The organism is Paenibacillus sp. FSL L8-0333 (assembly GCF_037965665.1).
Classification (GTDB): Bacteria; Bacillota; Bacilli; order Paenibacillales; family Paenibacillaceae; genus Paenibacillus_AQ; species Paenibacillus_AQ odorifer.
The window spans coordinates 4,362,852-4,388,762 of record NZ_CP150186.1; the positions used below are offsets into that span (position 1 = coordinate 4,362,852).

23 protein-coding genes are annotated in these 25,911 nt (G+C 42.4%); 9 read left to right on the top strand and 14 right to left on the bottom strand.

Annotated features, from left to right (window positions below; genetic code table 11):
- Nucleotides 1–17 precede the first annotated feature (17 nt).
- A complete protein-coding gene (locus tag NYE72_RS19505) occupies nt 18–1,484 on the bottom strand; it encodes a YdiU family protein (RefSeq protein ID WP_038572171.1) in 1,467 nt (488 codons plus the stop codon).
- A gap of 198 nt (nt 1,485–1,682) precedes the next feature.
- A complete protein-coding gene (locus NYE72_RS19510) occupies nt 1,683–2,972 on the bottom strand; it encodes an L-serine ammonia-lyase, iron-sulfur-dependent, subunit alpha (RefSeq protein ID WP_038572174.1) in 1,290 nt (429 codons plus the stop codon).
- A gap of 132 nt (nt 2,973–3,104) precedes the next feature.
- On the opposite strand from NYE72_RS19510, the gene NYE72_RS19515 reads away from it, so the two are divergent.
- Nucleotides 3,105–3,914, top strand: a complete 810-nt coding sequence (locus tag NYE72_RS19515; protein ID WP_036688857.1) for a lipase family protein — start codon at nt 3,105–3,107, stop codon at nt 3,912–3,914.
- A gap of 302 nt (nt 3,915–4,216) precedes the next feature.
- Here NYE72_RS19515 and NYE72_RS19520 read toward each other — a convergent pair whose 3' ends face one another.
- On the bottom strand, nt 4,217–4,558 hold the full coding sequence (locus tag NYE72_RS19520; RefSeq protein WP_036688860.1) for a DUF4181 domain-containing protein: 342 nt from the start codon (nt 4,556–4,558) through the stop codon (nt 4,217–4,219).
- 426 nt (nt 4,559–4,984) lie between these two features.
- Here NYE72_RS19520 and NYE72_RS19525 point away from each other — a divergent pair, with 426 nt between their 5' ends.
- Complete coding sequence (locus NYE72_RS19525) at nt 4,985–5,416, top strand: flavodoxin domain-containing protein (protein WP_036688862.1); 432 nt, start codon at nt 4,985–4,987, stop codon at nt 5,414–5,416.
- A gap of 56 nt (nt 5,417–5,472) precedes the next feature.
- Here the strand turns inward: NYE72_RS19525 and NYE72_RS19530 are convergent, their stop codons facing one another.
- Nucleotides 5,473–7,548 carry a serine hydrolase domain-containing protein gene (locus NYE72_RS19530; RefSeq protein ID WP_038572176.1) on the bottom strand — a complete coding sequence of 692 codons (2,076 nt, stop codon included), beginning with the start codon at nt 7,546–7,548 and terminating at the stop codon, nt 5,473–5,475.
- Nucleotides 7,549–7,640: 92 nt separating this feature from the next.
- Nucleotides 7,641–8,363 (bottom strand): MOSC domain-containing protein, encoded by a 723-nt coding sequence (locus NYE72_RS19535; protein ID WP_036688867.1) that lies wholly within the window; start codon nt 8,361–8,363, stop codon nt 7,641–7,643.
- Between the two features lie 197 nt (nt 8,364–8,560).
- On the opposite strand from NYE72_RS19535, the gene NYE72_RS19540 reads away from it, so the two are divergent.
- The 3 genes from NYE72_RS19540 (at nt 8,561) to NYE72_RS19550 (ending at nt 11,846) form a co-directional block, all read left to right on the top strand.
- Nucleotides 8,561–10,024 carry an ATP-binding protein gene (locus tag NYE72_RS19540; RefSeq protein WP_036688868.1) on the top strand — a complete coding sequence of 488 codons (1,464 nt, stop codon included), beginning with the start codon at nt 8,561–8,563 and terminating at the stop codon, nt 10,022–10,024.
- 86 nt (nt 10,025–10,110) lie between these two features.
- On the top strand, nt 10,111–10,962 hold the full coding sequence (locus NYE72_RS19545; RefSeq protein ID WP_038572178.1) for an AraC family transcriptional regulator: 852 nt from the start codon (nt 10,111–10,113) through the stop codon (nt 10,960–10,962).
- Nucleotides 10,962–11,846, top strand: a complete 885-nt coding sequence (locus tag NYE72_RS19550; RefSeq protein WP_244886524.1) for a DMT family transporter — start codon at nt 10,962–10,964, stop codon at nt 11,844–11,846. Before NYE72_RS19545 ends, NYE72_RS19550 begins: the two co-directional genes overlap by 1 nt.
- Before the next feature lie 81 nt (nt 11,847–11,927).
- Here the strand turns inward: NYE72_RS19550 and NYE72_RS19555 are convergent, their stop codons facing one another.
- The 4 genes from NYE72_RS19555 to NYE72_RS19570 form a co-directional block, all read right to left on the bottom strand.
- Entirely contained in the window at nt 11,928–16,409 is a 4,482-nt protein-coding gene (locus tag NYE72_RS19555; protein ID WP_036688873.1) for a hypothetical protein, read from the bottom strand.
- On the bottom strand, nt 16,396–17,154 hold the full coding sequence (locus NYE72_RS19560) for a DUF6063 family protein (protein WP_036688875.1): 759 nt from the start codon (nt 17,152–17,154) through the stop codon (nt 16,396–16,398). Before NYE72_RS19560 ends, NYE72_RS19555 begins: the two co-directional genes overlap by 14 nt.
- 12 nt (nt 17,155–17,166) lie before the next feature.
- A complete protein-coding gene (locus NYE72_RS19565; RefSeq protein WP_339210277.1) occupies nt 17,167–18,675 on the bottom strand; it encodes a hypothetical protein in 1,509 nt (502 codons plus the stop codon).
- A gap of 371 nt (nt 18,676–19,046) precedes the next feature.
- Nucleotides 19,047–19,427: a GNAT family N-acetyltransferase gene (locus tag NYE72_RS19570; RefSeq protein ID WP_249267676.1), complete on the bottom strand. Its 381-nt coding sequence runs from the start codon at nt 19,425–19,427 to the stop codon at nt 19,047–19,049.
- A 404-nt stretch (nt 19,428–19,831) separates the two neighbouring features.
- Here NYE72_RS19570 and NYE72_RS19575 point away from each other — a divergent pair, with 404 nt between their 5' ends.
- A complete protein-coding gene (locus NYE72_RS19575) occupies nt 19,832–20,644 on the top strand; it encodes an undecaprenyl-diphosphate phosphatase (RefSeq protein ID WP_036688882.1) in 813 nt (270 codons plus the stop codon).
- 70 nt (nt 20,645–20,714) lie between these two features.
- Here the strand turns inward: NYE72_RS19575 and NYE72_RS19580 are convergent, their stop codons facing one another.
- The 4 genes from NYE72_RS19580 to NYE72_RS19595 all read right to left on the bottom strand — a co-directional run bounded on the left by NYE72_RS19580 (nt 20,715) and on the right by NYE72_RS19595 (nt 22,663).
- Nucleotides 20,715–21,308 (bottom strand): hydrolase, encoded by a 594-nt coding sequence (locus tag NYE72_RS19580; protein WP_038572190.1) that lies wholly within the window; start codon nt 21,306–21,308, stop codon nt 20,715–20,717.
- Between the two features lie 81 nt (nt 21,309–21,389).
- Entirely contained in the window at nt 21,390–21,722 is a 333-nt protein-coding gene (gene csaA / locus NYE72_RS19585; protein ID WP_038572193.1) for a chaperone CsaA, read from the bottom strand.
- 35 nt (nt 21,723–21,757) lie between these two features.
- Complete coding sequence (locus tag NYE72_RS19590; RefSeq protein ID WP_339210280.1) at nt 21,758–22,003, bottom strand: EamA family transporter; 246 nt, start codon at nt 22,001–22,003, stop codon at nt 21,758–21,760.
- Nucleotides 22,004–22,012: 9 nt separating this feature from the next.
- Nucleotides 22,013–22,663, bottom strand: a complete 651-nt coding sequence (locus NYE72_RS19595; protein WP_339210282.1) for a DMT family transporter — start codon at nt 22,661–22,663, stop codon at nt 22,013–22,015.
- 148 nt (nt 22,664–22,811) lie between these two features.
- Between NYE72_RS19595 and NYE72_RS19600 the strand changes: the two genes are divergently transcribed.
- Both NYE72_RS19600 and NYE72_RS19605 read left to right on the top strand, forming a co-directional pair.
- Nucleotides 22,812–23,702, top strand: a complete 891-nt coding sequence (locus tag NYE72_RS19600) for an AraC family transcriptional regulator (protein ID WP_038572196.1) — start codon at nt 22,812–22,814, stop codon at nt 23,700–23,702.
- A gap of 291 nt (nt 23,703–23,993) precedes the next feature.
- On the top strand, nt 23,994–25,049 hold the full coding sequence (locus NYE72_RS19605) for an ankyrin repeat domain-containing protein (RefSeq protein ID WP_038572199.1): 1,056 nt from the start codon (nt 23,994–23,996) through the stop codon (nt 25,047–25,049).
- Between the two features lie 71 nt (nt 25,050–25,120).
- On the opposite strand, the gene NYE72_RS19610 is transcribed toward NYE72_RS19605, so the two are convergent.
- Nucleotides 25,121–25,201, bottom strand: coding sequence for a YjcZ family sporulation protein (locus NYE72_RS19610; RefSeq protein WP_232061537.1), 81 nt, complete (start codon nt 25,199–25,201; stop codon nt 25,121–25,123).
- Nucleotides 25,202–25,467: 266 nt separating this feature from the next.
- Between NYE72_RS19610 and NYE72_RS19615 the strand changes: the two genes are divergently transcribed.
- Entirely contained in the window at nt 25,468–25,893 is a 426-nt protein-coding gene (locus NYE72_RS19615; RefSeq protein ID WP_036688893.1) for a MarR family transcriptional regulator, read from the top strand.
- Nucleotides 25,894–25,911 lie beyond the last annotated feature (18 nt).

A 25,911-nucleotide genomic window follows, 5' to 3' on the forward strand; every position in this document is an offset into this window, starting at 1 on the left:
GATAGATTATAAGCAATTTAAGTACCGCAGAATGTACGATATGGACATGCGGATTCCTCAGGAAGTGCCGAGTATTCCTCTTGTTCAGGGGAGTAGGCGTATGGGTTAGACAATGCTTGAAGTAACCTCTCCATCACATCGTAATCTTTCCGCTCTACCGCCGCCTCAAGCGCTTCTTCCACACGATGATTCCGCGGAATAATCGCAGGATTACTGGTACGCATCAGCTCCTGTGAAAAGGATTGTGATTCCTGCTGCCTGCTAAGGCGCGCCTGCCACAGCTCATTCCATTGCTTAAATTCAGGAGTGCCAAACAGATCAGCATCTTCCATTACGCCTAAAGTTAAAGACCGAAATGTATTAGTGTAGTCAGACCGATATTTTTGCATCAGTTCAAGGAGGGTATCAATCAGAGCAACATCCTCTAACTCTTCGTTAAAGATTCCCAGCTTCGCTCTCATTCCCGTTAGCCAATATTGATAGGACCGCTCCGAAAAATCTGAAATTGCCTCCTCAGCCAGCTTAATCGCCTGTGCCTGATCGTCAGCCAGCAATGGCAAGAGAGTCTCGGCAAATCTGGCGAGATTCCATGCGCCAATCCCGGGCTGATTATGGTAGGCATAACGACCTTGCTGGTCTATGGAACTAAATACTGTCTCAGGATTGTACACATCCATGAAGGCACATGGACCATAATCAATCGTTTCTCCGCTAAGGGCCATATTATCGGTATTCATCACTCCGTGAATAAAACCTACAAGCTGCCATTTGGCAATTAGCGCTGCTTGACGTTCCATTACTTCCCGAAGCAGAACAAGATATGGATTATCTTCCACAGGAGCTTCTGGATAATGTCTTTGCAATGTGTAATCAGCCAGAATACGCAGATCCTCCACAGTCCCCCATGCAGCAGCATATTGGAAAGTTCCAACACGCAAATGACTCGCCGCGATCCGGGTCAAAACAGCCCCCGGCTGTTCCGTTTCTCGAATTAGCGACTCCCCTGTAGCTACCACCGCCAAGCTGCGAGTCGTAGGAATCCCGAGTCCATGCATAGCTTCACTGATGATATATTCGCGTAACATCGGTCCAAGCGCTGCCCGGCCATCGCCACCACGAGAGTATGGGGTTCTTCCCGCACCCTTCAACTGAATATCTACACGATCACCTTGAGGGGTGATCTGTTCGCCCAGCAGCACTGCTCGACCGTCTCCCAACATGGTAAAATGTCCGAATTGATGTCCAGCATAAGCTTGCGCAAGCGACACGGTACCTTCAGGAACTTCGTTGCCGGCAAGAATCCCAAGACCCTCCTTGCTCTGTAGTGCTGTGCTATTCAGCCCTAGAGTAGCAGCCAATGGTTCATTAAAAATAATCAGTTCCGGTTTACGCACAGGCGTTGGCTTAATTCTTGTAAACATTGATTCCGGCAGATGAGTATAACCATTCGCAAAATTCCAGCCTATATCTATTTTCTCTGTCATATTATCTCCTTTTTATACCCTCAGTCTCTATGCCTTTATTAACTCAGAATAAGTTATGTTAAAATTTAATGCAAATCTTCTCGCAGACCTATGTTTTGCCGAAGTGTTACAAAGACCGCCCGGCTTCCTGCCATTTTATGCAGGGAACCGGGCGGTCTTAATTATGATGTTCTATCTTGTTTTCAACTTATTTGGAAGCTAATTCGCTCCGCCTTTGGAGAGCATAATATTGAGAATGGTCTTGTCAGTTTCCGCCAGCCCTTCCTGAACCAAACGCTCCATGTTGCGGATGGTATCTTCCACCTCTTCGAAAATCACACCATCCTTGGTTGTAGGAGCAATGTTGTTCATAGCCAGTGTGGCTGCCTGGATCGCCGTATTGGTGGAGGTGGAAATTTTCAGCGCACAGGTAGAATTCGCACCGTCACAGATCATCCCTGACAAAGAAGCTATCGTATTCTGTATCCCATGCTTGATCTGCTCAAGACTGCCGCCCATGAGATAAATGATCCCGCTATTTGCTCCTACTCCTCCTGCAATCCCTGAACCACATAATGGGGACAAACGCCCGATATAATGTTTGATGTGCACAGTGACCAGATTGCTCAGTGCAAGCGCCCGAGCTAGCATTTCTTCATCTTTGCCCAGCAATTCCGCCAGAGCTATAACGGGTAGTGTACAGGCGATGCCTTGATTACCGCTGCCCGCAGTTGTCATCACAGGCATTGCACTGCCATCCATTCGAGCATCTGAAGCCGCTGCAGTGGCCGCGATAATTCTGTTCGCTACATCATTGCCGAACAGATTCACCGCAGATTGCTGATTCATTTTCTTGCCTACTTGCAAGCCATAATCGCCTCGCAATCCCTCATCAGAGATCGCTTTGTTCATCCGCGCTCCTTCCAAGAGAAAGCTAAGCTCTGAAAAAGGAGCGTTACAGATAAACTCGAATATCTGGTCTACTGAGCCCGCATACTCTTCCGTGTCGGAAAGACTAGGCTTGCCACAGTCGGCTTTTGAATTCCGGGGTGTTATTTTCTCCCCGTCCAGAGCCAAATATTCTATATGGGTGTGCTCTCTGGCAATAATGGCAGTCGCCGTATGGTTCTGCGTAAACAACTGGGCTTCAATATATAATTTCTCAGGAGTGTCCTTTATCTCCACTTTTAGCAGCTTTCTATCCAGCAGGTCATTTGCCATCTTCAACTCAGCCTGTGTCAGACCTGACAGAATTTCCAGTTCCTTGTGAGAACGGCCGACCACCGCTCCAAGGGCTGCTGCGATGGGCAGGCCTGTCTGGCCTGTCCCGGGAATGCCCACTCCCATTGCATTTTTGATAATATTACCGCTGAGATGCAGCTGAATCCCCGTAATTTCTTCCTCGAGAAGCTCTGCCGCCAAGGAGACGGCATACGCAACTGCAATCGGCTCCGTACAGCCTTCTGCCGGTACGACTTCCTTGTGTAAAATTTCCAATAAGTTGCTCATGTATGCATTTCCCCCTTCTCTCTCCTGTTGGAGTTATTTATATATAGTAACTCAGAGAGAAGTTTCAGGGAATCCTTTTTCTTAGGAATCACTCCTTCATCCCCCTAATATAGTGTAGGAAAGAAAGGCGGGATGCACGTGAGTAAGAGGAATGAGCAAGGGCAAAGGGCGATCTTTCTAGCTGCAGTCTGCGGGCAGACCTATACACAATTTTCAAATATAGATGGAGTTTTCGTCATTCCATTAGATTATCAGCTATGTCATCCCATTGAAGCACAATCCTTCAATAATGTATGGGAACGTTTCGGCTTTATTTTGGAGTCTTCACAAGAGATTATTATTGCCTTTCGGGGAACCAGTACGACGACCAATTGGATATCCAACGTCCTCGCTTCACAGGAACGGTTCAAATATCTTAAAGAAGACTCTCTCACCCATCGTGGCTTCACCAACATTTATTCTTCAGCTCGGGATGGCATCTTCTCTACGCTCTCCAAGCTATCTCCCGACAAGACCTTATACATTACGGGCCACAGCCTCGGTGGAGCGCTCGCCACCTTATGTACCTTAGATATTGCGGCAAATACCTCTTACACCACACCTAACCTCTATACTTATGGTTCCCCACGGGTAGGCGATCTGGACTTCGTTAATATTTTCAAACAATATGTGCGGAAGAGTTACCGGTATGCCAATCTTTTTGATGTTGTAACCTACGCACCTCCACATGTCTATAAGCTCCCCAAACGGGAAAAAAAGTATTATTACAATCATGTCCACACTTTTAACTCACTGTCTTTCCAAAATGGATCTACAAGTGGTAATCACGTAATCAGCAGCTATTTCGCCGAGCTCTCCAAGCTCCAACCGGAATTCGCTCAAGAATTATGTATAACGAACCCTGGATTCTGTCCACTCGTGGCTACGAAAGCAGAAGTATAATGTGAACACAAAAAGGAGGTGCCCAACAAGCCATAAGCTGGCTGCCGAAACACCTCTTTTCTTCGTATGATTCGATGCCATCAGCAGTTACAAAGTCACTAACGGACTCCATTGACACTAACAGCAGTATATTTCCACTTTAAGAATTCCATCGGACTCCATGGCCACTATTGGCATAAAAAACACCTAATATAAGTCACTTTCTAACGAATAGCTGCACTGGAGTCCGAAACGCTGCCCAAAAGGCGATTATTCAGCAATTAACGTCATCTGGGTCCGAAGCCGGTACGAATGAAACTAGATCAGAATATAAAATAAACTAATACCACACCCAGGACTAACAGAATAAGTGAAACTATGTGCTGTTTCGTATGTTTTAGAAATTTCCAGTCGATGAACGACTGAAACCCTATTGCTACTACTATAACTACAATCCAAAACCATTTTATAACCGTACCCTCTGGGCCATCGGCAATTATTATCACAATCCCCGTAATTAATCCCACAAGTGCAAGTATAAGCTTCCCTTTTATATTAAGCTCATAACCGTCTTCAGGAAGTTTTTCTTTGTCCGGGCCAACAATCCATATCCTTAGAAATAGATTAGAAAAAGCAAGTATTATAAGTATAAGTCCAATTTTCACTTTCGTTCACCTCCACCCTTATATAGAATTCATTCGTATTTATTTCTGATCATTAGTTCTTTGATTTCTTTTAACTCATTTAATATTTCTTTTGATAGTTGCGTACTTCTAGAGTTATCGATGCCTACTTTAATCACAAATATTCCAAGCAACAAATAGATGATTAGCATTACGATGATCCCCAATTTACGTTCACTCCTCTTTTTTTGTATATTTCATTAAAGATATAGTTAGCATTAGATTAATATTATTCCCATGATACCATAATAAGGATATCTAATTAACACTCAGGAGCTTGCCGTTGGCTTGACAAATGATCAGTATATTCGATAAAATATATTATATCTTGATTGTCGAGATAATGGATTTCCAAGATTTTTTACAATGCGGGAACGCGATTAATCTTAACTGAAAAGAGGGAACACAATGGCAGTACTTATTCTATACGCTACAAAATCTGGAGCAACAGAACAATGTGCAAAAGTATTATCAGAAGAGCTACCTCAGAGCAAAATTTGCAATATAGAATTAGAGAAGCCAAATATCGAGGCATTTGATAGCATTATTTTAGGGGCAGGAGTAAGAGATGAAAAAATATATAAAGCCATTCGTGACTTTATCAAAAAAAATAAAGATGAGTTACTGACTAAGAAGATGGGCTACTACATTTGCAACGAGAAACCCAAGAAAACCGAAGAATTAATAGAGAAAAATTTCCCTGATGATCTGAAAGAAGCTGCGATTTGTATTGAATCTTTTGGAGGTTATAAGGCCTATAAGGCTCCAAAGGAAGGTACTAATCAGCTCAAAGGGATATTGGTAGATAAAATAAAAGAATTCTCACAAAATTTCAAATAAAAAATCCTGTTACCAAGACGAAAATCTTGATAACAGGATTCTTTTTTTATATACGTTTATTGCGCCTTGAGGGTCACTTCAAACTTCGCACCGACATCACCTACAAATACAATTTTGCCGTTGCTAGGAAGTTTGACTTGCTTAAGACCGCTAATGGTAAAGTAATTCACACATACACCATTCTCATCATAGACGGCAAAGGAACTCTTGGTTGGCAGCTCTACTGTCATTATCTTACCTGTTGCGGTTTCAGGAACTCCATACCATCTAGCATATCCATCTGATTGGATCGTTACCATAGATTGCGGGCCTGCATAAATCGGTTTAACCGCATCTTGATGTATAAATAATTGATTGCCAATCTTTAAATACTCCACACCCTTTTTCTCTTCAAAAATAAGATCCGCAAGATCGCGTCCAGCGATGGTTGGGATTTGCACGGTCATTTCTGCTTTATTAGGTCCAGTTATTTTATTCGAGCCCATATAACCAGGTGCGTCAGGGAACATAGCGATTCCAGCTACCGGCATACTCATGTAATATTGGGAGCTGTACTTCTCGCTGACATCAAAATACAATTTCCCTTGACGCTGCTGCCATGCAGTAATGACCTCTTGAGATAGGGCATTAGGTTCAAGCTTCTCAGCTGCATATTGGGTAACGGCAGTTTCACCAAGTCCTGGAATTACCCCATACCCTTGACTCCAAAGATAGATACGGCCATTGCTCTCCTTCACAAAGCTAACTTTACTTGTACCCTCGGCATCTAAAAATTCACCGTTCGAATTATATGAAAATTTCTGCGCTGGCATTGTAGGAGCTATAATCGAAGATATACTCAATTCCCCAGCTTTACTAACTTCTATCTTCATTAGTTGCGTAGAATCACCATAGACACCCGCATAGTTTACCAATTCTTGCGGCATATCCTCTTTGTTCGAAGCTTTAAAGGTAGGTGTAGCTTTCAGTTCCTTAATAACTCCCTTTTCCTGTAAGGCACTGAGTAAAATTTCGTTGGCAAGCATCTGGTCCGTTGTACTTGCTCCGCCAGAAGATATTACTGCTGCTGCCATCCGTTGTTCGGGCAATACAACTAATGAGGTATGATACAGACCCGTATCTCCCCCCTTTGTCAAAGCCTTGATTTCGTACTGGTTAAATGGATATAAGTTCACACTGTCCCAGCCTAATCCATAAGCTAACGAATTATCTGTTCCCTTAGGCCATATTCCACGCTTATATTCCTCTTGTTCCATCGCTTTCACAGACTTTTCTGACAAAATGCCAGTCGATTGGCCCGTAAAAATAGTTGCAAAGCGCACCAAGTCCTCTGCAGTGGAATAGATACCACCTGTTCCAATCACGTTAATGGTTTCTTTGGGTAAAGCTGCTGAGTAGGTAGCATTGTAGACACTAGCCAGCTGAGAAGAAGCTACAGAATCTACAGGCGTTTTCGTATGTTCAAGCCCTAGAGGTTCTGTGAAATTTTGATGAATGAATGTGGTAAAGTCCGTACCGCTGACCTTTTCAACAATCAACTCAGCCAGCGTAAATCCATCATTACAATATACTGAGTAGGCACCTGGATCGGCCTTCAGACGTTGTGTTGACAACGTTTCTAGTAAACTATCTTTTGCAATAGGATCAGAATCATTAAATAAGAAAGAATTGGATAAGTTGGAGCCAGCAAGACCTGAGGAATGATTCAACAGCATCCGTACAGTGATTTGCTTATAACGAGGATCTTCCATCGTAAAATTATTCAAATAAGATACGACTGAACCGTCCAAGTCTACTTTCCCTTGCTCAACAAGCTTCATAATAGAAGCTGTTGTATACATTTTACTCGTTGAGCCAATTCCATACATCGTTGTAGCGCTTGGTGCTGTCTTACTCTCCACATGACTATATCCAGATTGACCGCTCACAACGATATTATCGCCATCAATAAGAGCATATTGGAGACTAGTCGTTCCCAGCTTTTCCGTTAAGAATGCTGCCTTCTCTGCTGCCACCTTCTGAGTGTTCACATACGTTTGCCCTTTGCCGCTATCTGCTGCTAATGCACTCGTAGGGACATACATTACCAGTAGAAGCAAAGCAACTAATAGGGATGCCAAATTCTTCTTCATACATAACCTCCCGATATGAAATCGTCATCCTTTAAAGGATAATTTATCCATGGAGTAATGTAAAGGAAGTTTGCAATTTTGGGACCATGTATCTAATCTACTAATTCTACTTTATCTCCGATTCGAATTTGCCCAGTTTTGATTACTGAAGCATAAACTCCAAAATGCAAATCAAACTCTTTATGCAGTTTTTTCAAAAGTACTGGGTCCTTCTGGAGACTATCCGGATCCATCGTAATCACAACACATCTCTCGCAAAAACTATCTACCTGTAGCTGTGCATCCCCAATGTTGAGCCGGCGTCCAATCCAATCTCCTTCAAAAAGAGAATCATCATTCAGCGCAATAACAAAATTCCCGCGAAAGCGCCGTGGGTCCAAGGAATGCCCCCAGGTTGCCTCCAGTTTTTTTAAGCTGGCATCCGTAATGAGTAGAATACTAGCGCCATCCACGGATAGGAGCTGCGGATGTTCTAGCTGAGGATGTACAGCTTTTAGACCAGACATAGTGATTGGAGTTTTGGTTTGGCTTTGGATTTCTTCCAATAGATTATCATCCCATCCAAAGGTTCGCCCGTCTGATGCCGTTACATGGATTTGTCCATCTATAAATTGCGCTTGATAGGTAAGCATATTCGGAATATTTCTAGCGGTGATATATTTTCGCCAGCCCTCTTTTGACTCATCGTAAAAGGAGCAAAAACGGTCACCAAGCATTCCATACGGTTCAATCATACAGCTTTCTAAATTCTCACCCGCAAATGACTTGACCGGGTAACGATTAATTCCTTGAATTTCACCAACAACTGATAACATGATACAACGCCTCCACTTGTCTTAAAATGCAACGTATCTTCCCATTCTACCTGATTTTATTTAACTGTTGTATGAATATCTAATAACCCAGAAATTTTATATGTTTTATTGAGTTATATGTTTTATACTATGACTGTTGGATATATTGCATTTTGAGATAACACTCACTCCCCTATAAAGAAGAGAGGTAACCTGCTGTGCGGACAAATGATTTTCAAGGTTTTGACTTTGTTTTTACCCAAGCCGTGATGGGTATGGCCCTTATTTCGCTTGATGGAACGTTCCTAAAACTGAATTCAGCATTATGCGACCTCTTGGGGTATGATGAAAACGAGTTAACGACACCCTCTCCAACCGTCCGTACCCTTCTAGATCAGATTCATAAATTCATTTCATTAGGAAGCTCTCTTCCATCTACGAGTACTGATCCGCAGAGACTCGAATTAGATTATTTCCATCCAACCGGACACCGGTTATCTTTAAACGTCTCCATATCTATCCTTCCGGATGACAATGGTGAACCCATATTTTATCTTACTCAATTCGAGAATAAGACCCTGATCAGGGAGATGGAGACTCAGCTTCAGGTTGTGAAGACCCATCTACTTGAAAAAGAGAGCTCTTTTCTACAGCTGCTGGAGGAACTGCCTCAGCCCGTGCTTATCACTAGGGGAGGGATTGTTCTATATGCAAATTCGGCAGGTTTACAATTAATCCATGCAGAAAGCCTAGATCAAGTGCTTGGTCTATCGACTATGGATATTGTAGACTACTCTAATTATGAAATTCTCTCAGAACGAAGAAAGAAATTCAACACTGATAGAACAACAGGTTCTGTCTGCTACCTGATTAATTGTTTAAATAACCAGCAGAAATATGTGGATGGAATTACATTGCCAATCATTTATGAGGGAAACGAAGCGTACATTGGCATATTCAAAGATATATCCGAGCAAGTATTGGAAGATGAACGACTGATACAGTCCGAGAAATTATCTACAGCAGGACAGTTAGCCGCTGGAATCGCTCATGAAATACGGAATCCTCTTACAGCCATTAATGGCTTTATGAAGCTACTGCGCTCTTCCGAGCGGATGAATGATAAATATATTTCCATTATTGAGTCAGAATTGAAACGCATCGAGTTCATCGTCAACGAACTGCTTGTCTTATCTAAACCCCAAACCACTCATATTAGTAAACCAGTGGATTTATTGTCTTTGCTGGAACAAGTCACCACACTAATGAATGGACAAGCTGCCCTAAAAAATCTCAAGATCCTCCCTGTCTGTACTGATCAATCCATTTGGATTAATGGTGAGGCTTATCAGATGAAGCAGGTATTTATTAACTTACTTAAAAATGCGATGGAAGCAATGAATCATGGGGGAAACATCTATATTCATGTGCAAACCTATGACAGAGAAGCCCGAATCAGTGTGCAGGATGAAGGCTGTGGGATGACAGAGGAACAGATCAATGCCCTCGGCAAACCATTTTATACGACCAAAGAAACAGGAACAGGCTTAGGTTATATGATCACACAAAATATTATACATAATCATGGCGGAGCGATCTCTATAGAAAGTATTCTGGAGCAAGGAACAACTTTTACTGTGAGTATTCCAACGATCATTACACCTGAGGAACCTATCATGTAGAAGATGAGGTATCGCAACATCATGCAAGAATGCCCCTAATTTTCACATTATAATGGTTATACATAATTGGAAAAGAAGGTGCAGCAATGACTCGTGAAGTTCGAACAGTAGTTTTCGATCATGACTTAAAATTTGAGGCCTATCGATTCGAAGGTATTATGCAGAAGTTTCCCAACCATTTTCATGACTATTATGTCATAGGTTTTATTGAACAAGGAAAGAGACATCTGCTATGTAACCAAGAAGAGCATATTCTTAACAGCGGAGATGTGGTCATCTTTAATCCGGCGGATCCCCATGCCTGTGAACAGATAGACGGGAGAACGCTTGACTATCGCTGCATCAATATTCAGCCGGAAGTCATGCGTGAGTATGTGCTAGAAATTACCGGCATAGGCTACTTACCGCGGTTCACACACAACGTTCTCTACCAAAGTGAACTGTCGAACCCTTTACACGACCTGCACCAAATGATATTAGAGGATCAATCCGATTTTCAAAAAGAAGAATTGTTTCTATTTCTCCTGGAGCAGCTTCTGAGAGAATACACGGAGACAGAAACCCCCTATCCAGCTCAAGAGCCTACTTCTGAAATTAAAATCATTTGCGATTACATAGAGTTACATTATGCGCAGAACATTACGCTGAACCAGCTAAGTGAATTGAGCGGCTTAAGTAAATATCACTTGCTGCGTTTATTTACCAGACAGAAAGGAATATCACCTTACCGTTACTTGGAAACTATTCGCATCAACCACGCCAAAAAGCTTTTAGAACAAGGAATATTGCCAATAGAAGTGGCCTCTTTAACCGGATTCAGTGATCAGAGCCATTTCACAAATTTTTTCAAAAGACTCATAGGCTTAACCCCTAAGCAATATATGCGTATATTTGTTCAGCAAACGGGAGTAAAGTCATCAATGGAACTTACGAAATGATAAATCAACGCAAGATTAACACAGGACATCTGCTGGCATTACTTACGATTTTAATCTGGGGAACCACCTTTATCTCCACTAAAATACTGTTAAAAGACTTTACGCCTGTGGAAATTCTGTTCTTCCGTTTTCTTATTGGGTACTTTGTACTGTTACTGATCTATTCACGTCCAATCCGAACTACATCTTTTAAAGAGGAATTACTCTTTATCTCAGCAGGTCTTTGTGGGGTCACGTTATATTTTCTTATAGAAAATATTGCCCTAATCTATACCCTTGCATCCAATGTAGGTGTGATTGTCTCCATCGCTCCATTTTTCACGGCGGTGATCGCTCATTTCTTTTTAGAACAAGAGAAATTTCATAGGCAGTTTATTATAGGATTTTTGATAGCCTTGGCAGGAATTATATTAATTGGGCTGAACGGGAGTTTTCTTCTGCAGCTGAACCCCATCGGTGACTTGCTGGCATTGCTGGCACCTGTGGTTTGGGCAATTTATTCAGTGTTGATGAGAAAAATAAGCGTATTAAAGGTTCATACTATAGGGGCTACCCGCAGAGTATTTTTCTATGGTCTGCTGTTTATGCTGCCTACTCTGTTTCTGTTTGATTTTCAGCTAGGTCCGAGTAGATTTAAAGAAATTTCAAATGTAGCTCACCTGCTTTTCTTAGGTCTGGGTGCCTCGGCACTGTGTTTTTTGACTTGGAATAAAGCTGTAGGGATTCTAGGGGCTGTAAAAACAAGTGTATATATCTATATTGTTCCTGTAATTACAGTGGCAGCTTCCGCCCTTGTTCTGAATGAAAAGATCACCTGGGCAATCCTAACGGGAACTTTTTTAACGCTCACCGGTTCTTATATTTCCGAACGCAAACCTAAATAAACAAAATATCTTTAACATTTAATAAAAAGAAGCCCCAGCAGCGTGATGCATACTGGAGCTTCTTTAAGTTTCATTCCATACTCAGAACAACGAGACAGGAATAAGCTTTCTTCCTCCCTTGATCAGGGTTGATTCCAGCATGTCCCCTTTGACGCCTCCAAAATAAAGCTGCCAATACACGCCAAAACGCACGCTGACATCATTCTTGACAAGCTCCGGCGGCGTAACAATCAGCCATTGGAATTTGAGTGCCTTGGAAATTTCGAAGACGGGGTCAAGCACGTTATTGGAGACCATTTCTCCGAAAGGATTGTCATATAAAAAGACCGTCCAGCCTTTATTCTCACGATTCACCCGTTTATGCGTCATGATCATCATTGCGACCAGCAGCTGTACAGATTGACGTTGCCCCCCACTGCCGACAGCTTCATCCAGTGCGCCGCGATTAATAATCTCCCAGTCCGAATAATGATAATCTTCCGGTGCGGCGTAGAGGAAATAATTCTCCGTTACCGGTTTATACACCTGAAGAACTGGAAAGCGGTTCTGCAGCGCCGCATAGACAATTCGTCCGTCATTAATAACCTCTTTGATTACCAGTGCCGGCACTTGTTCTATCTTTGGATACTTTTTGAGCAATTCATTGATACATTGATTGAAGTAGTCACTCACCATCGGCTCTACCTCATCGCTTGTTCTTGGCACATTGATATTCTTGTAATTCAGACGTACCAGCGGGAAGGCATAATTATTCTCGTTATGAATAATCATCCGGCGTTCCATTCGCTTCATAATATCAATGATTTGTACCACACGTAGAGAAGCCCGGCCTACCCACATCTTGCGGGAGAGATCCATGCCTTCCTTATCGCTTTGAATGCTCTCGATCTGATCACGCGAACTGCGTAGCATGGAATCTAGGACTTGCAGTGCAATAGCGAAATTATCCCAATGGACCGTATTCAATCGATCTAGAATCTTGGTCTCCAGTTCGGAGTTCCGTTCATTTTTCGCAAGTTTTTCGGTTAATGAATTTTTCTCTTCCTTCACCTTTTTGGAGATTTCATCCTGTCTAATCCGGCTATCCTTGATGCGGAGAAGCCAGTCGGCTACTAGAGGCTCGCAGCTTTCTCTAACCCTCAGCGTTATTTCTTCTGGTACACTCCGTAGGTTGACGCGATCCTCAATATGCGCATTCATTATTTTGATTTGATTGGATAAAGTCTGGATGAGGACATCCATTCGATCCAAGGATCTTTTACACTGGTTAAGCATAAGCTCATTCGCTTGGCAGCGCTCCTGAATTTCTGTCTCCTTATCCTCTAGCGCCTCATTCCAAAGCTCCACGGCACGTTCATGTTTCTCCTTGATACCCTTCTCTACTTTGCGCAACTCTTTCTGCAAGTTCTCCAATTCAGTCTGGCAGCGGATGTAACCGTCGTGAACAATCTGATAGTCTTCCTCTAACGAAGTAGTATCCGTCTTTTGGCGATTTCTTGCAGCCATAATAGACTCGGACGTTTCCGTAGGTTCAGTCGCCTTCCGCCAATTCACATCTACTTGATTCAGGCTGGATTCAAGCTCAGCCAGATTCTCGCTTGCTGCCTTAATCTGTGCAGCTCTTGTCCGAACTTCCAGCTCATTTTCGGTAAGTGATTGCTGCAGGCTTTCAACGGTACTGAGCTGCTGCAAGAGAAGATTCTGCTCTACAGGATCTACAGGTATGACTTCTCCTTCATCAGAAAGCTGGCGATCTGTTGGGAAAACAATCTCAGGAAACCATCGTTGCAGTCTAGGGAACATCGCATATTCGGTTTCTCTCGTCCATTTATTGCGTTGTCCGCTCAAGCTTTCCATTTGCACCTTTAGGTGTTCAAGCTGCTGATCTTTACCTGCTAACTCTTTACTCACCAGATTCTTTCGTTCGATTATTTTTTGTTTTTCCTTATAATCTTGTTCCTGTTTCTTCGTCCGTTCAATCCAAGCTTGCAGAACCCCCGCTCTCTGCTCATGCTCCACACTTAGAGCTTTGTTCTCCGCGAGCTCCCGTCCGATCCGGGTAAGCGTCCCTTCGTTCTCATTCATCTCATTGCTCAGATTGATAATGCTCTGCTGAAGTTCAGCCTGCAGTTTAATAAGGGCCTCATGCTTGGTTGTAAGCGTCATGGTATTCTCGTTTTGGAATAAACGTTCATATTCCTGACGCACCGATTTTAACTTAGATAAATAAGCTTCAGAGTCCTGAAGGATCTGCTCCTGTTCTTTGAGCTTCCCCTGAATACTACTCTTCCAATCCTGGAAACGATCCGGCTGCAAGACCATTTGCGGCCCTTGATTCGCAAAAAGCATGAAGGATGCTTGATGCGAAGCTGCCATCTCTTCACGGATAAAGATCGGCACCGCTGATTTCAGCAAGGTGTCCTTCATCAGTTCCGGCTGAATTTTATCAGCTTCGCGCCGGGTCAAAATCAAACTATATGGAAGTAACGGATATTGCTCCAGTTCTTCCTCACGTTCAAGATACGGACGGTCATTTAAGTAGGAACTACCTAGCGTTGATTGAATCTTTAACGAATCGAGTGTATCTTTGACCGTCAGAATATCTGAATTGGGTAGCCAGTAGGATTGGTTCTGTAGTTCCACATCCATGAGCTGATTATAGTAATCCCTTCTGGAACGTTTAGTCTGTTGCTCTACTTCATCTATTTTTCGGATAAAACGTGCCGGGATAACATCTTGTTCTTCAAAAAGGCCAGTAGCTCCTAAACGATTATGCTCTTCATACATTTCCAGCAGTACAACGAGCTGTGACCATAATTGGGATTCTTTCTGAGTCTGTGACTCAAGCAGAACCCCAAGCTCGTCCGCTTCACGCTCATAAGAACGCCGTTTCTCACTCAGCTCAGCATGACTCTTATGCAGTGCCAGCTTCCGAATCTCTTCCTGCTTGTGCTGTTCTTCCAAGTCTCCAATGTCTTGAAGAATCGTTTTGGCCGCTGAGACCGTACGCTGCAGCGCAGCTGCCGGAGAATGGGCGGCATCCTGCCCATATTGGGCTGCGAATGCTCCGAGTTCTTCCGTATATTGCCGAATAGATAAGGTCAATTCATTGATCTGATTATCCAGCCCCGCCAGCTCTACCAAGAAACTTTCCCTTTCCTTGCGCAATTCCCTTTCTTCCGCCGTCAGGTCTTGCTGCGCTGTCTCAAACTCTCTAATCGTTTGCTGCCAGAGATTAAACACCACATCCCACTGTTTCCGCAGCTGTTCCTTGGCTGCCTGAATGACCTCTTGCCGTTCTTTCATCTCCAGAGAACCTTCGATAGCTTGAATTTCTTTTTGCCACTGCTCAATTTGCCGGGTATGGAGCAAACGTTTAGCCAGAAAATAAGCTACTTCAAGCTTCTTCTCTTGCGCTTTGGAATCCTCCAACCGACCACGCGCACGGCTCTGATCATCACTGAGCTTCTTAAACTCTTCTTGCTTCAGTTCCGTTTCTTCCTTGCTGCGTAAGTATTTAAGATTGTCTGTCTCAAAGCGCAGTTGCTTCGCATCCTGATAACGTCCAGCCAGTTCATCAGCAATCTTACTTCGCTCAACTTCTGCATTTCTCTGCTCTTCATAGATAACCGTATAGATTTGGCGTCCACGTAGTTCAGTTTCTTGTACTACGTTTTCCGCCTCCACGCCAAGTTTCACCAGCTCATAAAGCGGTGCAGCCATACCAAGAAACTCTGAATAGACCTGCTCCCGCTGTTCAAGCATCGGCAAGCGCTGAGCCACTGTTGCTGTATCGATAAACATCCGCTGCAGCGTATTGTCGTCTTCCTTTAATCCTTCATTCAGACTAGATCCGATTTCAGGAATAATCAGCTTTTCGAACAAGTTATGATTGGTGAAGGCATCATTCTTTTTAAAATAACCTTTGATACCGCCCTCTTCACCATTGATCCGCCGCATATTTCGCCACTCGGCGATATGGATATCCCGGATAGCCAGGAAGTCATAATATCTTTTCAAATCCGAGCTATGGCTGCCAAAAGGTACAATCTCCCCCCGCCGATCGCGTACAAATTGCTGGATCGTTTCAAAACTCGTAGGTTCAGCAGTCACTTCGTCAAATAACGGCAACGTTGATAGCGTAAGTTCAGCCGCTTCACCGTAATCTGTAAGTGCGTACAGCAAGTAATCCACTTTGATATCCTGCTGATCAAGCGAATTATGTGCCGTCATAGCGATTCCCGTAGTCATATACTCATTGCGCTCATTGTTGTCGAGATGCCATTCGATAGCTACGTGAAAAGTGTACGGTTTAAGTTGTTTTTTATGATTATGAAAAAAAGCCTCAACCTGGTTCTCACTGTCTTTGCCCCATGGTGTTTTGGGCATTAACAGCTGAAAAATGGATTGCAGCAGTACTCCCTTTCCACCGCCATTCATGAGCGTAATAAGCGTATTAGCGGGTCCCTCTTCGTTGCAGAGGTCCAGAATCATATCGTCGTATTTCTTGAGCATCTTCTCGTATTTAAGTCCTGTAATTCGTATGCGTTCAATCCGCGGCATAGGTAGCACCGTCTTTCTCAGCTAAAGTTCTTCCAATGAGGCTCTTTAATTCCTGGTATCGATCGACATCATGATATAAATAACGCATTCTCTCATACAGCTCTTCCCGAGGAAAGATACGCTTCTCTGTCTCAGAGATGAATACGAGCTTCTCCTCTTCCAGAAGTTTCATGCCTTCATGGATCAGTCCAATTCGTGAGCCTGCGCCTCTGGTCAGAAGATCGCTTTCTTCCTGACTCTTAGTCTGCATGTACAGACTGGTCCATACCTTAGACATCGCTTGGATATCAAGCTGCCACTGCTGGCTAAATCGCCCATCCTCATCCATCTGAATCCACGTCTGAAAGAGCGAGGACACCTGATCAGCAATTTGAATATAGGACATACTGTCCTGCCCCGACTTAAAATGAGTCTCATCCTGATCCATTTCGGCCAGAAAAACCAGAATAATAATATTGATAATATGTAAGTGTGTTTTACGCTCAACACGTGAATATTTGTTCTTTAACTGGGTGAAATTGGTTGCAAACACTGACCCCAGCGGATTAACTAGCAGATGGAGACGGTGCCCGGAATTCATCACCCGACAGCCCCCTTCTTTGGCAACATACTGAAGTGCATCATAAGTTCCTGCATCCTGAAGGCATTCTGCCGCTGCAGGGTCATCAAGAGGAATTACTTTTTTACGGAGCAATTCAAAAAATAGCCGCGAAGCTTGCTGTACCTGTTCTAATGTATAACTCATGTTAGTAACTTCTCACCTCTCCACAATCGTAATCATATATGGACTCATATCCAGACCAGGACACCGTACCCTTGAGGCTGGTTCTGGAGCAATGCTCGTCCGCAGCGTTTTGCCGCGTAAACTCTCCAACAGAAGATCTTCTGCAAGCACATATTGGATTAGCTGTTGGCATTCATCAGAAACGCCGCTACCACCTTCTGGTGCCTGTTCCTGCACTAAAAAATCTGTATGAAAAAACTGCACCCACAGATCAACAGCATCCGGTGTGTTTGCCCACCCTGTCAGTTCTTCGGCGGAAAAAGCGTCTGCAGTAAAGGTAAAGCTTCCCTTCTCAGCCAAGGCAGTAAAAACCGGCTTCCACAGATCCACTACTTTTGCCCATGGGATACCTTTAGGAATATATTGAACAGGCTCTGCGTCCACCTCATCTTCGAAATCATCCATCACTAAGTCAGGGATAAACCCTACCTCTTGTTCCTCCCAAGCCCAAGGAAGCGGATAAACGAAGTCCTGATTCGGAGCGAATAATCCGCTGAGCAGCAGTTCAAGACTGTCACCGCTTGGCAGACCCTCTTCTTTCACCCATTCCTCCCATACGTGAGTACGGAAGTTAAACCCGGCTGCTCCCCAGAATAATTCAGGAAAGTTCAATCTTAAATTGGTCTCCATCTCAAAAATATTCAACACTACCTCAGCCAGCTCATCGTGTACACGCCTAGAAAGCTCGACTCGTTCAGAGAGAATACGGATCTCATTGAAGTCGATTACGTCTTTCTCATCATTGGCCAGCCTGGCCAGAGAACGGTGAATACTATCAAAATGTTTGCGTTCCTCCTCGAACTGATGATGAATCTCTTCGAGTCGCTGATGCCGAGCCACTCCGAATTCACTAAAAATATGCTTCGGATTGCGGCGTAACGCATTGCGGTATTCTTGCTGTTGCTGGGTCATCTTACGGACACGGGAGATCAGTTCATTAACATCCTGAAGAGCCCGAGTTACGCGCCCATGTTTAATATGCATTTGAATCTCGAGCAGTTTGATGCTGATCTGAAATTCATCAATAATCTCATGGCTCATAAAAATAAGCTCCATTGCATATTCGGAGAGACGATAGATGGTTCTTCCATTCTCTTCCCAACTGCTGCGGGTCGCATCCTCGTCCACCGTGAAATACTTATATTTCTGCACGGACATTTGCCGGGTCACATCATCATAGAAAAGGGATTCGAAATCTCCACCATTCCCGCTCCACAATAAACCGTCCACGAGACGCTCTACGGATTCGGTAGTCCCAAGATTGGCGATATTAAAACGTTCCAGTGCAGTCCAAGTAAGTTCTATAATATCCTCTTTGGATCTTCTCTCATTCGATTCTAACTCCAGATAATAGACTTGCAGCAGAACGCTTAAAGATACCATTTCTTTGTAAGGTTGGATTTCGCCAAGGTTCATGCCAGCCCCCAAATTCCACAGGGGATTCAATCGTTTGTTTCGTTCGCCAAAATCCGACCAATTCATCTTTCTGCTAACCTCGCCATCACTTCATAATTTAAAATTTCCTGCGGAACTCTCCGGTCCTCTTCTCCCTGTACGGACAACGCCATACTTATTCTCGATCACCCTCACTAAAAGAAATAAAACCCCTATACATCCTGTATAGGGTTCTGAAACACGGGAATATATGTTTCTATTATAACAATCCTTCGAAGCTTATGCTATTTTTGTTAAACAAAATAATAGATTCTAGCCGGATGACAAAAGATCGCAGAATTACAGGGAGAAATCCCCTGATTTTTCTCTTGAAGCTTCATTAACCCTTATGGACTAAGCAAAAAAAGGCTGCCCCAAAAACCATGAATTGGCTGAATGAGACGGCCCTTTTTTATTAACTACTCAGCAACTCCTTGCGTAAACGCCATACAATACTGCTCAAGTGGGCTATTAGGTAGAGGAATGACTTTAACCGTACGGAAATGATAATGCTCATAAATGGGCAAGTTGCTCGGCGTCTGTGTCTCTAACGTGCATAATGTATTGTTCACACGACATTCCGCGAGCAGCGGTGTCATGATTTTTGATACATATCCTTGGCCTCGATATTGTTCTTGCACTGCAAGCATATCCAAATGTTTAACCTTCTGATCCCCAAACATTGATAACCATAAAGAACTCATACTACGCAAAATAGATAAACCACGTATAAATCCTCGCACCCCAATGATTCGGCAGATCGGTAATGACTTGATGATCGCAAGGACTATCTGTTTCATATACCTGACGTTCGAAATCAATGTCCCTGTCTGACGCTCCAAATGGAACACTAAAGCCACTGCTTCAAAGTTAGTAGAAGTCGTTAGTAAATCCGAATATGGATACAACATCTCAATGTAACGATGAAAAAAAATATTCAACACGCGTAATCTGGTTGATTCATCAGGCAAGATATGCTGATATAAAGGATCATTTTTAGCAAATGCTTCGGCCAGAACACTGGCTGCTCTCGGAATATCATGCTTCTGAATTTTTAGTAATGTACTACAAATAGTTCCACCTCATTTAATAGTCTTACGAATTAGTATAACTCGTCCAATTGAATATGGCACGATGGTTCTATTGTCATTTCTTTATTGAATACGATATGATTGAAAAGATTACAAAAATACTGGGAGGTAAAATGGAAGATATTATACTGTGGCTTAAATACTTGTTTCTAGGGTTTGTTCAAGGGGCAACTGAGCCAATCCCCGTCTCTTCGAGCGGCCATTTGATCATCGCACAGAAATTGCTAGGCTTAAAACAAAATGGGCTATCATTTGAAATCTTAACAAATACGGCTTCACTAATCGCGATTTGTTTTATTTTCCGTAAAGATATCGGAAGATTGATCACTGGATTCGTTCAATTTATTCTGACCCGCAAAGAGGAATATAAGTCAGATTTCCTGTTCTCTTTGTACATCATCATCGGTACCTTGCCTGCGGTAATCGTTGCTTTACTCTTCAAGGATCAGATTGAGGATATCTTCTCGTCAGTTCATACCGTATCCATCGCCTTGCTGGTTACGGGGGTAGCTTTATGGTTGATCCGTAACCTTCGCGGCCGTAAACAAGATGGTGACTTAAAAGCGAAGGATGCAGTTATAGTCGGACTTGCCCAAGCAGTCGCCCTTATTCCTGGGATAAGCCGCTCTGGTGCAACTGTCATCTCTTCCATCGCTGTGGGAATGAAGCAAGAAACTGCTTTACGCTTTTCTTTTATGCTTTATATTCCTGTCAGTTTGGGCGGACTTGTTATGGGCGCATCTGATATTGCCCACGATCCTAACCGCTCGCAGCTAGCAATTCCATACTTGATTGCATTTATTACTACACTTATCGTTACTTATTTCTCCATGCGCTGGTTTATGGGGATTATGGCTAAAGGTAATTTGAAGTATTTCTCTTATTACTGCTTCTTAGCTGGGATACTTCTCCTCATCTTTATGTAAGACATAACTTCAATTAAAAAACCTCATGACAATCTCTGAAATTACAGAGAGAGCCTGAGGTTTTTTTATACTATTTCAACATGGATATTACTTCATCGCTCGACCGGATCTTACCTATACGAGGGAAGATAGTTTTGCATACATAATCATGCTCTTCTTTTACCATCGCGGTCATAGCGTCTTCTACAAAAACTTGATGATAACCAAGCTGATAAGCTTCTCTTGCAGTAGTATCCACACCAATCGAGGTAGAAATACCACATAATACGATCGTATCTATTCCGCGGCGCCGTAACTGCAAATCAAGATCTGTACCGAAAAATGCCCCCCACTGACGTTTGGAAATCAGATGTGCATTTTTGATATTCGCTAATTCTGGCACGATGTTGTCCCAACCTTCTGGAAAGGTGACAGAATTCATTTGTAAATCAGTTTTAGGTTTAAGCATATCTTGCCCATCTAGCCATGACACCCTCACTAGAACAACAAATCCCCCTTTCTCCGTAAAGGATTGAGCTAATTTGCTGGCATTCTCAACCACCTGAGCACTTGTATTCGGCCCCTGCTTTGGACTGTGGACAATTCCTTGTTGCAGGTCGATCACGACTAGCGCCGTTTTACTTGCCTCAATACTTTCAGATGCTAAGCTTGTTAATTCTTCCATTGTCTTCTCTCCGATTACTATCAATTTTGTGTACATCTTAAAATAGACCCACTGTTAGTTTAATACAACAATTACCCTATATTACCCAATAGGTGTCCCATTAGGTAATTTAATATCTGGCTTCAAGAGAACCACATCCCCTTTATCCGGTATTCCTCCAAGAACTAATACTTCTGATAGGAAACCCGCTATATTTCGAGCAGGGAAGTTAACTACCCCAATGATTTGTTGCCCTACAATCTCTTCAGGCCTATATCGTTTAGTAATCTGTGCACTTGATGTTTTGCTTCCGATATCGGGTCCAAAATCAATTTGGAGTTTAATCGCAGGTATTTTTGCTTTTGCAAAAAACTCCGCTTTAATAATCGTTCCAACACGAACATCAAGTTTCAAAAAATCATCAATAGTTACCATTTCCCATCCCCCTATACATATTTCCGACTACTCATTTACTTATTTTGAATGTTGTACTTTAAAGATTTCGACCAAAAATACATTCCCATACCGAGTAAGGTTATTATGCCGCCTAAAAGCTGGAATAATGACATAGTTTCCCCTAATAATAGGTATGCAAGGACAATGGCAAGAACAGGCTCACCAATAATCCCAACCGAGACAGTAGTTGCTCCAATCGACTTTAACAAAAGGTTAAAGATGTATTGACCAAAAATAGTTGGAATTATTGCAAGAAGCAAAAAATAAATTCAATCTGATGAAGCATAATTAATTAATGAGACATTATTTATCAAATTGTACACGAGCATAACAGTACCACCAATAAAAAAGACGAAAATGCTGTATATATTTGCATTGATTTTGCCGCTTACTTTTTGCCCGGCCAACAGATAGACTGAAGCGCAGAATGTGCCAATTAACGATAAAGCATCGCCGATTAGTGCATCTTTCGAAACCCATATGTCTCCCCATGCAATAACAATCGAACCTAAAAGAGCAACAATCAGGCAAAAAACGGTTAGCAGGTTAACATGTTCTTTGAATAAAAAGTAAGACCCCATCATAACAAATAGCGGCTGTAACGATAAGATCACCATGGAGCTTGCAACTGAAGTATAGACCAATGATTCCATCCAGAATAAAAAGTGTAACCCTAGAAATAGGCCGGATAAAACAACGATGGCCCAATCTTTTTTATTCATCTCAGCAGAACGAGCCATTTTCCCAGATGTAAAACAGAGCATGATGATTACAGAAATAAACAATCTATACATCCCGGCCACTGAAGTAGGTGTATCTGATAGTTTAATCATGATTGAAGAGATAGAAACGGACAAAATACTGATAAATAACAGAATAAACGGATGAAATAGTATAGGCGGTTTATTTGAACTAACCATAGTTCCTCCAAAATGTGTGACAATCCCTGTGCACAGAATTGTATGATAAGTCTAGGCTGGATATAATAATATCACCGTCAGGGTCTATATTGTGCAACTATATCTTTAATTTATATAGAAATATCGTCAAATAAGGAGAATAAGCACTTTGAAAAGGCAATTGCACGAAGCCATTCAATTTCCTGATGATGCATTTCCATACATCATGTACACTCATACCAATTATGAATCTATTCCTAATGGCAGAGGGGTTAACGATCTACATTGGCACCAAGAACTACAAATTACTTTAGTGACCAAAGGGAAACTAACCATACAAGTCAACGGAATCAATTATGATTTAGAAGCAGGTCAGGCCATCTTTATTAATAAGAGCGTACTTCATATTGTTACGTACCTTAACCAAGAGGGTGAATATGTTAGTTTTAACTTCCCAGAGAAGTTACTCGCTTTTTATTCTGAAAGTGCAATGGAAAAAAAGTATGTACTTCCGTATACCAATTCATTCTTGTTAAGTTTAGAAATCAAAGGAGATAAGGACTGGCATAATCAAATCCTACAAATTCTTTGGGATATGAAAAAAGAATTTGAATCGAAAAAAAAATGGGGATGGGAGTACGAAGTTTCTATCAAAACTGTCCAGTTATGGTTAATCCTTATATCAAATTTTTCTCTATCCTCTGAGGAATCGTCTAAATATAACAGACTCCAGCAAGAGAGACTACAATTAATGCTTAGTTTTATTCACAAAAACTATTCTAATAATTTGACATTGAAGGAAATAGCAGACACAGCACATCTAAGTGTATCGGAGTGCACTCGAGGTTTTAAGAAAAGTATCCATATGACTCCGTATTTCTACTTAATTAAATATCGCATTAATAAAAGCTGTGATTTGTTAATAGCAACTGACTACACGATAACTGAAATCGCACAGCGAGTTGGTTTCAATAACGCCAATCACTTTATCCAGTCTTTTAAAAAACACTTAAACATAACTCCTAAGGAGTTCAGAAAAATTAGAAATGAACGAACTTAAAAAACAACAAAAGCAGAGTCGATCGCTTTGTCTGACTGCCTAGTGTTAGCGTAATTTCGATGTCCTTCGTAAATCTCGAATATATTTCCAAGACACAAGCTTAATGTTTTTATTTTCTATTAGTCTATGATTCGAAATCGACATAAACGATATTCCACTCTTTTCCAATAAAGTTACGTTTATATCTTCAACCTTTTCGTCCTGCATGAATTAGTGTTCAATTCTCCTATATGATAAACTTGCAAGAAGTTATCTGCTATTTATCTATTAATAAAGGAGCGGAAAAATGAGATGGGCAAAAAGAAAAAAACATTACCCGCCAATTTTGCCGAGCTGGTTAAAACGAATGATATGTCTGCCTTAAAAGAGGTATTTGAGCTATGCGAATGGGATGCCCGTGGGGGTTACAGCAAAGGTACCGCCCTCAGCTTCCGGCAAATACCGGATGAAATGGTTTCCTGGCTTGTGGAGCAGGGTGCTGACATCAACGCTGCCGACAACTATAAGCGTACCCCTCTTCATGCTCAGGCTGCAACCTGGTCCGGAAATGTCCCCTTACTCCTTGAGCTAGGTGCAGATATGGAAGCCCTGGATTACCAGAATGAGACACCGCTGCACTCAGCAGCTGCTTCTTACAAAACAAAAGTAGTGCGGGATCTGGTGGTACGCGGCGCAAATGTCCATGCAGAAAATAACCGAAAAAACACACCTCTCGCCAAAGGATTATTACAATGCCGGAATATCGATATAGTTCACATGGCAGAAATCTCGCGTATTATGCTAGATGCAGGAGCAGTAATCACGCCGGAGATGAAGGAATCCGTGCGGCGTATCGGCAAGGATTTTGAATTCGTCAGAACAAATTACAATAAAGATCGACTGGATGAAACGGCAAATGCTCTCCTGGAGCTGTACCGGCAATTTGATGTCGAGCCTATAGCGAAACTGGTGAGACATGATGGAATCTCTCCTATCAAGGTAACGGCAGCCGCATGGCCCGCACAGCACCAAGAGCTGTGGGATTTTCTCGTCCCTGCTTCAGGACACGCGATAACGGTGCAGGGTGAGGTTATCCGCATCACAGGGCGGGTGTCTCATGAAATCCTTAATAATGGCGGAGGAAACTGGGATGCCGATTACCGTAAAATGCTGGATGCACTGATGCGGCATTTTAGCACGGGGACGCCTTTAACGCCCGTCCTTCTTCAAGAGGCAGCTGCACTCGCCAAACGGTTCCGCAACATCGCTGGCAATGAGCAACCAGCCAGATTATGCGAGCTGGCGGTGCAATGGGTACTTGCCAATCCTCAGCCCATTTCTATGACACAACCCGATTATTCCCGTTAAGTCTATCCTGCTAAAGAAAACAAAGAAACGCCCCGAAGAAAAAAACTTCGGGGCGTCAATTTACATAAATTCTAGATCCAACAAGTTTTAAGGATAATGACGAGGAGAATGTAAAGCACAAGAATCGTACCCGTTGATGTCCAAGGATTAATACAAACTGGAGCCTTTTTTTGTTCTTGAACGCCCCCAACACAGTTATACCCCATTTAAATCCCTCCCTAATTATTTTATTTTAATTTCACAACAGCATATGACTATGTATCATCAAGTGATTGGGCATTAAACAACTTTACCGCTTGTATTTAATTCTATGATTCTATTCATTTTCTTTAACTTGACAAGCATCCATAACTTTATGCTAATATAGACAAATCAATAACGTTGATATATCATCTATTCTTCAATTAGGAGAGATCATATGGATTCAAGAGAACCTTTAGGTTTGGTCATTCGAGATTTGCATTTAGAAATAGCAAATTATTTAACAAAGTTACTTGCTCCTTTTCGACTTGCACCTGAACAGCATCTACTTATGGCTCTGATGCTTGAGAAAGAAGGTCTATCTCAGAACGAGATTGCTGCTAATCTTGGTAAGGACAAAGCCAGTGTTGCCAGAATGATCGCCAGCTTAGAGAGCAAAGGTTACATACGCAAAGTAACAAGTGCGCAAGATCGCCGAGCGGTAAATGTATATGTAACAGAAGAAGGACGGAAATTAGAGAATACTATAAATGAGGTGACGGTCAATTTAAACGAAATTATCGAGTCAGGATTATCTGCTTCAGATTACTCAACACTTAAGACTTTGTTAACTCGTGTGCAGGATAATGTAAGAGGTGCTTAGAGCATTTCTCTCCTCCTC